The following is a 10,916-nucleotide window of genomic DNA, read 5'->3' on the forward strand; positions in this document are numbered from 1 at the left end:
GCTTCACCTTTTTTGTGCTGGCTGGTTAATGACCCCTTGACCGCCCGATTCAAAAGATCGCTTCGGAAGAAACTGTTTACCTTAATCGGTTTCCCATACCAAGTTCTTAGTGGCTCAAAACATTTTTCAGCAACTAATATCATTGCTTCTAACTGCGCTTTGTCCGGGTTGTTGTTAATACCTAGTTTTGCCGCTGTTGGTGAATGTGTAGCCTCTGTAAACGTTATATGTTTTGATATATTTTCCATTATTCAGTTAATAAGTTACCTATTTGATTAGTGTATCCCTGAAATTGTAAGTAATTAATATTTGTTTTCATTGTATCTTTAACGTAATCTAACCCGATATAGGCCACAAACTGCCCGTCTTTAAAATATGGCGCTATGTATAACGATTTAACCCCTTGATTGCTCAGCTCTATCCTTGTTGTAGTCTCCTCCATATTAATAATGTTTTGGTAGTGCATCTTATTAAACATTACGTCTTGAAGGAATACCGGAAAAAGGCTTACCGGTATATTTTGCTGTTGACTTGATACACGTGAGATCCCTAAATTAACCACCTCAAAGGTGCAAGATTGGTGATTTTTATGAGTCCCGTCATAAAACTTGATAGTATTATGAAATTGAAATATATATGCCCTATCCGCTGAGTACTTAAACATTAAATCATTAAGCATCTTGTTAATTAACACATTGTTGTTAATGTCTTTATTAATCTTTTCCGCTGTGATCAATTTTGAAATGTCAGATTTAAACCAATAAATCAAGATTGTAAAGAATAATATAATTATAATTTTGAACCTTAATTTATTGATTGCTTTTAAAATCTCTGATAGGTTTTCCCACATAATTAAACTATATAAGCTGCTAATTGGTCTCCTGTTGTCTCTACTGTTGACGCTACTTTCAATCGCTCTCCTATGCTTCCGGCTGTTGTTATGCTTGAGCTAAGAACATTCCAAACATCGGCAGCATTAATGTATGCCGTACCAACTGTTGATCCCGTTGCAACTCCCTGACTAACATACTGCGGCAAAGGTACTGCACACGTTCCATATCTTGTCGGACTTGCTGCATAAGCTACTCCTAATCTAACATCTGATTCTGTTGGATAAACACCGCCAGCCGGAGTTCCTGTTGATAAAGTTATATCAGTATTTGCTGTATCTTGGAACACCCATTGAACATTGGCATTTTGATTTAATCTTAAACGTCTAGATACTATCCCAGCTGATAAACCTTTATTATTAATTATTGCCCCAGCAAATAAATTTATTATAGCAAAATTCGCTGCAGTATATATTCCATTCGTATTATTAACCGCATTTGCATTTACTATCCCATTTATATTTATTATTGAATTTCCTGTAGCTACTATTGCATTAGCTAAACCAGCATTAATAGTTCCAATAATACTTAATATTCCGGTTCCTTGCAAATAAATTGCATAACTACTTGTTAAAAAATTACCAGCATTAACACTCCCTGTTATTGTTATTGTTGCCGTTGTAAATAATGTACTTGTTAATATAGCTCCTGTAGTTGTAGAAGTGCCGCCAAATAAACTACCTATAATATTAATAGTTGCATTAGAATTTACATATAAAGCTCGTGATTGATCCCAACTACCTGATGATACATTATATAGATCTCCTGTTATATTGGTTGTTCCTGTACCCGTTGTTGTAATTGCAGTACATACAATTGAGCTTGTAAATGTATAATTTGTAATTTTATTAAAAGTAGATGTAATTGATAATATCTCCGGGCTATTTTGTGCTGCAGTAATTACAGTTGCATTTTGACCAGTTGCAAAAATACATCCATTAGTTCCATTTAATATTATATTCCTTGTCGTTGTGTTAGTAAATGTACCTCCGGCAGTTTGCCCAAAAATAGGATTCGGGTTAGTATCCTCAGTCATTTCGAATGATATAAAATAAGCTCCAGGCGCATAAGCTTGAGCAGTTACAAAAATTCGATAATATAAATAAGGAGTTGTAAATGTTAATAATGGGCTAGAATAATTTAATAAAGCATTTCCGGTAACTGTATGTAAAGTAGTATAATTAACTCCGTCATTGCTTCCTTCATATCTCCATCCTGTTGCATTAAGTCCGCCGGTTTGAAAAGTTATTGCATATCTTACGTTTAACTTTGTTGTTGGATATTGAAAACTTAGCCAATTGTTAACAGTTCCGCTTATAAATGATGTAGCTAAATTTTGATCAAAAGCTACATAAGCTGTTGATTGATTAGCACTTGCATTTGCTAAATAACCACTAGGAGAAGTATTATTTAACATCTTAGGCACATTCATAAATTGAAGCCTATTTACTGATGCAGTATTGTTTAAGGTATTTACATTAACATCTGCATTAAGCTGAATATTAAATCCATTAGCATATACATCATCATCTGAAACTGGAATAGCACCATTGCTCCAAACAGTTGTGTCATTCCAATTTCCATTTTTAGTCGCAAATACAACAGCCATAACTATTCAGGTATTATAAATGCTTGAGCTAACTCAAAACATTCTGTTAATGTTTTATTGATTTCATTTTTGGATTTTTCTTCAATCCTATTTCCTTCATTATCATAATAGTAACAATTCATTACAAGGGCATACATATCACCCTCCATATTACTACTTACAAATGTGTATTTATAATCTATCATAATTTATTAAATATAAGTTGCTGTTACTCTATTATTCCATGAATCTAAGGCAGTCATAACCGCGCTAGTTCCTGAATTATCTAATGTTAATCGTGTTAAATTCCAGGTTGTCGCACTCTCGGCAGTACCGCTCAAGGCATAACCTAAATAATCATAGCTTGATGTAGTTTGATGCCTTCTAATATAAGTAGTAACTATATTACCACTACCTATTAAGGAATTCCCGTTAATAGTTTTTAAAGCTTCATTCTCCCAAAGCTGCGATGTACTATTATAAATTAATAAATCGTTATTGGCTTGAGTTGCTGGGTTTATCCATACATTGTGCAATTCGTCAAGCTCCCACCCGTTCATTATCTTAACAAAGATTTTCCCATGATTGATGTGAGCGTATTCTACGTAACCCAAAACAACTATATGCCCGGCAGTAGCTACCGGCTTAATGTTGGTTATTGCTCCAGCTACTGTTGTACTTAAATACAATACATCCCCGTCTGCCCATGTTTCACTTTGTAAGCTTCCCGTTGTATTAATATCTTCAATCTGCCCTAATATCTTTATGTATCCTTCTTGATTGTTGTTTATATTCTCGCTAACAATACCTATTGTGTCAACTGAGTTGTTGTCATTATTGGCTTGTGCTAAATTAACCTGTAATCTTTGACCTTGTGCTGAGGTTACCTTAACAACTTTATATTGAGCAGCTAATAAATTGGCACCGGCACCATTAACAACACGCGCTACTGTTTCCTGACCTATCTTTAATGTACTTTGACCGCCTTTTAATCCTAAATTTACTGTGCCGTCTGTATTATTCCAACGCATTACACCAACACCATCCGCGCCCGTTGGGGATTGATCAAAGGTAATTTGCCCCGCTGATAATTGAAATTCTCCTAGATTAACGTTAGTTGTTGCCCCTGTATAAGGTACTTTTAAAGCTAAAGCGTTCTGTAAGTCTGTTTGATTTAATATGTCCCCAACTATACCACCCCACACCGGATCCTGACCACCTACTTGCACATAAATAGTACCGCCCCATCTATATAATAAACTAGTGTCAATTGTAATGTATATTTTACCACTTTCACCCGTTACCGGCAAGGCTGCATAATTAGCCACCTCGATCACGTCATCCACATAAGAAGGCAAGTAAGTTGAATCAATCTTTGTTGAAGCATTTAACGGCGCGTAACCATTGGCTAAACCTTTGTTAATTGCATTCTCTTTAAGTGCTAAGGCATCAAATACCGCGTCTTGACTCGGTGCAGTACCCGTCACCCCGTTAGTTATGGTTTGCGCTACTTGTGAAGGAATGTTAATATCTATTGCCATACTACATTTATTACTGTATTCTTAAGCGTTGGTATTGTTGTTGTTGTTATATTACCCCCTACGTTAAAGTTTATAGTTGTATCAGGTAATGTTAATGTACTGCCACTCGCCACATATACTAAATATGATAAATCGGTATTTTGTACCAAAGAAGGTGAACACCCGCTAGGGCCAGCCGGACTGCCCACAATTGGTAACGCGCATAAATTAAATTGCTCCGATAAATTAAGGGTTATGTCTATCTTATACCCTGCTACCTCATCGTTAAATCTTTCTGTGAAGTCCTCGAATGAAACCGAATCATTAACTAAAAACCAATCTTCGTATAAAGGAGCGCGTAATTGAGCTACTACATCAGTTCCGATTTGCAGCTGATCACTTAACACCTCAAGTTCGTTTCTTTGATCTTTATGCACCAAATCCATGAAAAGCAAAGACAAATTTAAGCTCATTTGCTTACCTTGTATCTGACCCGGATTAATAACAGTAAACATCAAAGGATAGGTAACCGCCCCATTTGCAACAAGGTCGTATAAATCCCCTATCCCGTAACTATTTATTTGTTGGTGCGCCGTTGCTATTCCCTCTAATAGCTCGTTTATCTGGTTTAATGTTCTTTTCATTGTCAAGTTTTTGAAGGAATATTTTTAGTTTATTTTCGTTCTTTGTGTATGCCATTAGTCAAGACAATTTGAATCATAATTACCCTGGAATCTATCTTTAAAAGGTAAATTTTTACTTATAGTGCCTAAATACATTCCTGTACTATACATAGTTTTTTTTGGAATAATAGTGTCTATGCCATTCCCAGGATTTAGGTATAATGGATATAATGTTGAATTTTCAAGCAAATAGTTTGTTATCCTCTGACTATACCACTGCGCATTATCTTTGAATCTCTCCTCTAACTTTAACAAGTCATTTAAACTCGCTGCGCTTGCATTCTCACTTGATCTTGTGGCTACTGACTTATTCATAAATTTGTACGTCAAAGGCATCGGAGCTTCAGACATTATCCACCAAATTAAAGCCGGTTGGATGTAGTCATCAAGTAATGTTTTATTAAGAACAGAAACAGTAGCCGCGCTTACTTGTGTTTTGATTTCATTATATAAGGCAGTCCCTAATATTGGAAGCATGTATTTTTCCTGTGATAACTTGATTACAGGTAAAAGTACCTTCATATCTACATTCTCATTGATAATTGAATTATCTTTTAATGCCTGCTCGCTGATAAATATAACTGCCATAATCTATTTCTTAGGTCTTAATAAAACTTGTTGCCATATATGACGGCATGATGTGCTTGTTACCCCTGTGTCTTTATTAGTCCACCAGCCGCCACGCGTTAACCAAACATTTGTGCCTAGCTCATTATTCATGGCTTCGATATCTTCTCTTTTATACTGCTTATTTTTACCGATTAAATCCACACAAAAAGGTCTGCTAGTATCTAACAATACCTCACCTTTAACACCAGGCTTTTTATCGTATTTATAACGAACTAATATCTCTTCAACCGGTGAATCTAATTTTTTAATACTTTCGCCTTTCTTAGTCAAATTCCTTTCATTGTCAACTGTCTGAATCATGCCGTTATCGGATAACTTTAATACGGCCTCTTCTATTGTCTTTACATCAACTTTTAAAGCTTCTGCTAAGTTCTTATTGCTAATTAAATTATCGTTGCTTATAAGGTCTATAATTGATTTATCAAGCGTTGTAATTGTAATAGTTGCAAAGTTAACCGGTATTGCCTCGGCATGAATAATCTCGTAACCTTCGGAGCTTTCACCGTATTTATCAAATACTTCTAAGGCTTCCGCTTCGGTTAGTTCTTTGCTGAATTTTTGACCTTCATTTAAATCAATCCCTAATCTTTCAGCTACTTTCTTTCTTAATAATTCAATAGGTATAACCGCCTGAATCAAAGCTTCTGAGTAATCAACTCCTATAATTTCCAAAGGAATAATATTTAGCTTCCCATCTATATTTAATAGATTAGCAAAGTCATTAATTACACCCTCTAAAGTCTGTTGTTTAGGAGTTACATAAGTATTTTGAAAAAACTCGGAAGCATCGCGGATAACATTCCTAGCAAATGCGCTTTCGCCGTCTATTCCAAACAATTGGCCGCTTGTTATTCTATGACCGGTGAATATTTCTTGGGTAACTGTTTTATTAAGTACCTCAAATGCCTTGTCGAAATCGTTTGATCTAAGTGGAATAACACTCGGCTCCTTATCTTTACCCTCGCTAAACACCAAAACAACACCGCCGGCATTATCAGTTCCTGTATGTTTGTTTTTTATTTGTTTCTCAATCTCTTTTTGCTCTTCCAAAGTAGGTTGGCCGTTGTTGAATGAAATAAGAGTACCGCCAACAAACCCGTTTTTAATATTGTTTAAATGAAAATTGGCAATTTCTTTTTCTATTTCAATATATTTTAATGCAGCTACATAACCCGGAAGCGGGTAAACTCCTTGGTTCGGGCGGTATGATTTGTAATAAAATATACCGGAAGTCTTTTTCTCAGGATCGAATTTTTCAATTTCTTTAAAGCCTGTTTTATCAAAGGACTGATTATAAGCCTTCCAATCGTTACTAAAAAAGAATTTATCTTGTGTTTTGTTTGTTCTTATTTTGGAAAAGTCAACGTGATATAAATCGAAATCAGTTCGTAAATTATTCCAAATGGCTTGGATATAGAAACCACCAAACAATTCAAGATCTAAAGATATTTTCTTTGTTAGCTCGTATAATGATTCACTAGGATTTATACTTTGTGTAAACTCAATTAATTTAGCGGCGTTTAATACACTTAAAGCCTTATTATTAACATTCCACCCTTTACCAGCTATTAAATCCGCTTTGCCGTCTACGATAGCCCTATGTTTCGGAGCGTTGTCGTACATATCCAAAAGCAAATTAGGAAAGTTATTATCCGCTCCGTAACTGATCCACTCCTTACCTTTATTCTCTTTGAATTCGGGAATCTCGTAAGCGTTTAATTTAACGTATATTATATTACTAGCCATTATAAATAATATTTATTTTAGTTTGGTTATCGTAAGCAGTTGTGCTGCTTGCCGTTCCTATTACTTTTACTTTTCCCTCTTCTACTATTCCTGTTGCTAAAGTGTAATTTAAATTAGTTGGTGATGTTTGCTCGTAAATTTCATAAGAATAAAACCCATTTAACGGCAAATAAACCTCTGATAATGTCAAAGTTGGATTTAACTTTTCAGTGATTGTAAACCTATTATACCTATCAGTATGCAAAGAAGTATCTTGAGCAATAAATGTATAACTAACCTTTGATTCATCGTTTATAAACCTAAACAAAAACACCGGATTTGTCAAAGTGCATTTCTCTGTTAATGTTAACACAATAATGTTACTTTGATTCTTTATTAACTTTATCACGTTTAATTTTTTTAGGTTTGATTTCAGCTTCAAATAAGAAAGTATATTTATATTGTTTAAATATCTCGATATTTTCCTCATTGATTATAATGATCTTGTTTAGTTCCTGACTAAACATATCTTTTCCTATAAACTCTGCTTTTATTTTCATTTTTTCTTTGGTTGTAATTCTTCTTCAAAAATAAAATTAAGATCCAAATTTTTAAGTAAGTCAATGTTTTCATAAGAAACAAAAATCATTTTGTCTAAGATTTTACTATATACCTCTTTTGCTAAAAATTCTTCTTTGATTTTCATAATAGTTTTTATTTATAAATATAAAATTATGTGTTTTGTACCAAAAATAAAACCGTAACACCTTATTAGATGTTACGGCTTCAAAAATATTGTTAAGTATTATTAAACTGCTGGAGCTAATAATGCTGCGATCAATCCACTTGCAACCTCTTTAATAGGCTCAGCTTCTTTGGCAACTAGAGTCAATTCGTATCCGTTACGATCACCCATTGCAGTACCTGAAGCATAAGTACCGGCAGTAAGTTCAGCACCATTTGCCTCACCTAATAGCCAATATTTACCATTGCGATCTTCTGCAATGATCATCAATCTATTTTGAGCTAATAACCTAATTTGGTTTCTTGTAGCAGTTTCACCTTTATTGAAGATAGCTGTTAAAGTTGTTTCATAAGCTAAAGTCCCATTTTCAACAGATGCCTGAATAGCCTCTGAAAAGTTGGAAGTTTCTCTAACTTGCTCATAAGACCAAAACTGTTTTCCTGTAGCTAAGGTAAATGCACTTATAGCTCCGGCAGTTGTTGTTAATGTAGCTTTATTCGCTAATTCAGTGATTAAAAGTCTTTTAATACCTCCTACTGAATCACGACAATCTAAAGTCCTTCCGGATATCAATACACATGGCATAATTTTAAGTTTTAAAAAAGAGGGTATTTTACACCCTCTCTTAAGTTAGTATTAAGCAGTTAATTCGAAATTTGCAATTTGAGAAGGGAAAGCAACTTGAACACCAGCTTTAAAAGCACACATGAATCTTACTTCATCAGCTTCTTTTGCGAAGAATATTTCAAATTTTTCTTCTTCATTCATCAAATCCACACCCATAAACATGTTAGATTTTCTACCAGCTATAAGTCTTGAAGTTCCGTTAAGTCCGTTAAGAGCTACTAGTTTAATGTTAGTACCTGGAATGAATAATTCAAAGTTAACCGCATCAACTCCGTAATGATAAAGGTTAGCATTTTTCAAAGCTACTGTGAAAAGTCTGAAAACATCAGTTCCACAAGCGATGAATAAATCTTCCTTGTCTAAAACGTCAACCGGAATAGCTTTGTAAACCGCGTCAATGATAGCCTCAACGTTTGATACAGTTATTGCAGTTACCGGAGCAGCGAAGAAATCAGATGCAGCCTTAACAACTTTTGCAACGATTAAAGAAACAGATGCAGCAGCGTTACCGGTTAAAGTGATTGAAGTGTTGTTAGTTACAACAGAAACAGTATAAGTGTTTGCACCAATTACTAATTTGTCACCAGCAGAAACCTGAGAAGTAAACAAAGTTGAAGTACCGGTTACAGTTGCAGATCCTGAAGTTGTAGCTACAGTTCCAACTATCTTTTGAGCATTTACGTTAGCTGCAGCGTATGAACCATCGATAACTTTTAAAAGTCCGTCAAACTTGTTAAGATTAGCAGTTCCTGAAGCTAAATCGCCATTCCAAAGCGCAACCTCTAAAGCCTTAGCAATTTGTGCAGCTTTCTCTTCTGCGTAGATTTGTTCGAAAGGAATTGAATCATACATAGAACCCGGGGCTAACTGAGTTTGGATGTATTTAGCCTCTAAAGTTTTAGGGCATAAAGCCTCTTGTACTTTGATAGCTCCAGCTGTGATAACTCTTTGAGTTAAAGCTGTAGTACCTGAAGCGTTAAATCCACAACCATCAGCTTGAAATACAGCGTCAGATTCTAAAATGTTAATAGCAGCTGAAGACTTAACGCCAGCTTGTAATGTTAATAAAGATGCAGTTTTTGCACTTAAAACCGCTTTTCTAATTAATGGGAATCTTTGTTCATCCGTATAATTAGCTAATGTACCTACTGAAAATGCCATATTATTTGTTTTTAAATTTGTTTATTAAATTTTCTAATTCTTGTTCTCTTGATATTGTTTTCTTAAATGGATTGTTTGATCTAACAGAAACCGGATTCTCTGCTGGAACGTTAGCCAACTTTTCAACGATTGAAAAAGTTTCTTTAACTATCTCTTTCATTGCTATATTGTCAGCTGATAAAGTTTCATTTGTTGTGCTGAATTCTTCAAATTTGCTTTTAAGATCGGCAACCTCATTTTTCAATGTTTCAAAATCCTCTTTACTTACTGACTCAACTGCGGCCATTGGTTGTTCAATCGGTGCCTCTTCTTCTTCCGGTGCTTCCTCTTCTTTGGTTGCTACCTCGGTTATAATACCATCCTCAACTGTTACCTTAGTTCCGTCTTCAAGCTCATGCTCTCCGTCAGGTGCTGGCAATTCGTTACCAGCCTCATCTATAACTAGTAAAGGCATTCCAACCTCTAAAGATTCATATCTTATTATAGTGCCGTCCATTAACTTAGCATCTATAAAGGTTTGCTCGGTTGTTGGCTCAGCATTGAACTTGCTAACAAGTCCGCTTAATTTTTCGATTGCTTCGTTTAAGTTCATGTGTATAGTCTTTTTAATTAAAAATATATTTATTGTTAATAATGTACCGTTTTACTCTATTGCCTTAATGATCTCAATAATTTCATTTATAGCTTTTTGCTCCTTGTCAATATAAAATAAATGATCAAATGCGCCCTCTATTGAAAATCCTTTAAACTCACCCTCTTTTATTCGTTTCCAAATGTCTGCATTCTCTACTTTAAAGCTACCAAACCAGCTCCCGTCTGAAATACCCTCAAATCCTTTTGGCGGATTGATTCCCTTTTCTCTGTTTATTATATATGATTCAATCATGTAAGCACCACTTACCACTTGTGAAGCATCGTGCATAAGGTTAACATTATGAATCATGCCGGTTTTAAAGAATTTATTAACTATTTTCTCGATAGTTTCGGCAGTGAATACGGCGTAATATTCGCCTAAAATGGCATCTTGCCTGTATATTGGCAAATCCGCAACCATTAACGCGCCGCTTATTATCTGTTTATCCTCGTTAGCTATGAATTTTTGTTGCTTGTTGAACGCAACCCAATTGCGTTCTATTGCCGGAGTGTCTACTAAGGCCACAAAGTTCACCCCTGTATCCTGATCGTCTTCGTTTATCTCTAAGTTATAAATTGGTAGTTTCATATTTTCGCTATTTCTTGAATTGAGTTAATTCTTTTTTGTGTTGTTGTGATGTCGCTTTCTACTACTATGGCCTTTACTGTTGTTGTTTGGCTTCCTGTTAAATTGCTTACTCTACTTGGCGTTTG

At 34.9% G+C, this 10,916-nt stretch carries 12 protein-coding genes; all 12 read right to left on the bottom strand.

What is annotated here, in order from left to right:
* Window positions 1–248, bottom strand: a 248-nt coding sequence (locus ACILQR_RS17460) for a D-Ala-D-Ala carboxypeptidase family metallohydrolase (RefSeq protein WP_395652633.1), incomplete at its 3' end; no start/stop codon positions are given.
* A 604-nt stretch (window positions 249–852) separates the two neighbouring features.
* Window positions 853–2,499, bottom strand: a complete 1,647-nt coding sequence (locus tag ACILQR_RS17465; protein ID WP_395652634.1) for a hypothetical protein — start codon at window positions 2,497–2,499, stop codon at window positions 853–855.
* A 191-nt stretch (window positions 2,500–2,690) separates the two neighbouring features.
* A complete protein-coding gene (locus ACILQR_RS17470) occupies window positions 2,691–4,019 on the bottom strand; it encodes a hypothetical protein (protein WP_395652635.1) in 1,329 nt (442 codons plus the stop codon).
* Window positions 4,010–4,642, bottom strand: coding sequence for a hypothetical protein (locus ACILQR_RS17475; RefSeq protein ID WP_395652636.1), 633 nt, complete (start codon window positions 4,640–4,642; stop codon window positions 4,010–4,012). Before ACILQR_RS17475 ends, ACILQR_RS17470 begins: the two co-directional genes overlap by 10 nt.
* Before the next feature lie 54 nt (window positions 4,643–4,696).
* Window positions 4,697–5,269, bottom strand: coding sequence for a hypothetical protein (locus tag ACILQR_RS17480; RefSeq protein ID WP_395652637.1), 573 nt, complete (start codon window positions 5,267–5,269; stop codon window positions 4,697–4,699).
* Between the two features lie 3 nt (window positions 5,270–5,272).
* A complete protein-coding gene (locus tag ACILQR_RS17485) occupies window positions 5,273–7,057 on the bottom strand; it encodes a hypothetical protein (protein ID WP_395652638.1) in 1,785 nt (594 codons plus the stop codon).
* A complete protein-coding gene (locus ACILQR_RS17490) occupies window positions 7,050–7,445 on the bottom strand; it encodes a hypothetical protein (protein ID WP_395652639.1) in 396 nt (131 codons plus the stop codon). The genes ACILQR_RS17485 and ACILQR_RS17490 overlap by 8 nt, the downstream gene beginning before the upstream one ends.
* 147 nt (window positions 7,446–7,592) lie before the next feature.
* Window positions 7,593–7,742: a hypothetical protein gene (locus tag ACILQR_RS17495; RefSeq protein ID WP_395652640.1), complete on the bottom strand. Its 150-nt coding sequence runs from the start codon at window positions 7,740–7,742 to the stop codon at window positions 7,593–7,595.
* A gap of 102 nt (window positions 7,743–7,844) precedes the next feature.
* Window positions 7,845–8,366 carry a hypothetical protein gene (locus ACILQR_RS17500; protein ID WP_395652641.1) on the bottom strand — a complete coding sequence of 174 codons (522 nt, stop codon included), beginning with the start codon at window positions 8,364–8,366 and terminating at the stop codon, window positions 7,845–7,847.
* A gap of 51 nt (window positions 8,367–8,417) precedes the next feature.
* A complete protein-coding gene (locus ACILQR_RS17505; RefSeq protein WP_395652642.1) occupies window positions 8,418–9,569 on the bottom strand; it encodes a hypothetical protein in 1,152 nt (383 codons plus the stop codon).
* Between the two features lies 1 nt (window position 9,570).
* Window positions 9,571–10,161: a hypothetical protein gene (locus tag ACILQR_RS17510; protein ID WP_395652643.1), complete on the bottom strand. Its 591-nt coding sequence runs from the start codon at window positions 10,159–10,161 to the stop codon at window positions 9,571–9,573.
* Window positions 10,162–10,212: 51 nt separating this feature from the next.
* Window positions 10,213–10,791 (bottom strand): XkdF-like putative serine protease domain-containing protein, encoded by a 579-nt coding sequence (locus ACILQR_RS17515; RefSeq protein WP_395652644.1) that lies wholly within the window; start codon window positions 10,789–10,791, stop codon window positions 10,213–10,215.
* Window positions 10,792–10,916: the final 125 nt, after the last annotated feature.

Source organism: Brevundimonas sp. (assembly GCF_044239655.1).
In the GTDB taxonomy this organism is placed as follows: Bacteria; Pseudomonadota; Alphaproteobacteria; order Caulobacterales; family Caulobacteraceae; genus Brevundimonas.

Excerpts from the sequence above, each read along its gene's own strand:
- ACILQR_RS17465 (WP_395652634.1), bottom strand. The coding sequence starts at position 2,499 with ATGGCTGTTGTATTTGCGACTAAAAATGGAAATTGGAATGACACAACT.
- ACILQR_RS17470 (WP_395652635.1), bottom strand. The coding sequence starts at position 4,019 with ATGGCAATAGATATTAACATTCCTTCACAAGTAGCGCAAACCATAACT.
- ACILQR_RS17475 (WP_395652636.1), bottom strand. The coding sequence starts at position 4,642 with ATGAAAAGAACATTAAACCAGATAAACGAGCTATTAGAGGGAATAGCA.
- ACILQR_RS17480 (WP_395652637.1), bottom strand. The coding sequence starts at position 5,269 with ATGGCAGTTATATTTATCAGCGAGCAGGCATTAAAAGATAATTCAATT.
- ACILQR_RS17485 (WP_395652638.1), bottom strand. The coding sequence starts at position 7,057 with ATGGCTAGTAATATAATATACGTTAAATTAAACGCTTACGAGATTCCC.
- ACILQR_RS17495 (WP_395652640.1), bottom strand. The coding sequence starts at position 7,742 with ATGAAAATCAAAGAAGAATTTTTAGCAAAAGAGGTATATAGTAAAATC.
- ACILQR_RS17500 (WP_395652641.1), bottom strand. The coding sequence starts at position 8,366 with ATGCCATGTGTATTGATATCCGGAAGGACTTTAGATTGTCGTGATTCA.
- ACILQR_RS17505 (WP_395652642.1), bottom strand. The coding sequence starts at position 9,569 with ATGGCATTTTCAGTAGGTACATTAGCTAATTATACGGATGAACAAAGA.
- ACILQR_RS17510 (WP_395652643.1), bottom strand. The coding sequence starts at position 10,161 with ATGAACTTAAACGAAGCAATCGAAAAATTAAGCGGACTTGTTAGCAAG.
- ACILQR_RS17515 (WP_395652644.1), bottom strand. The coding sequence starts at position 10,791 with ATGAAACTACCAATTTATAACTTAGAGATAAACGAAGACGATCAGGAT.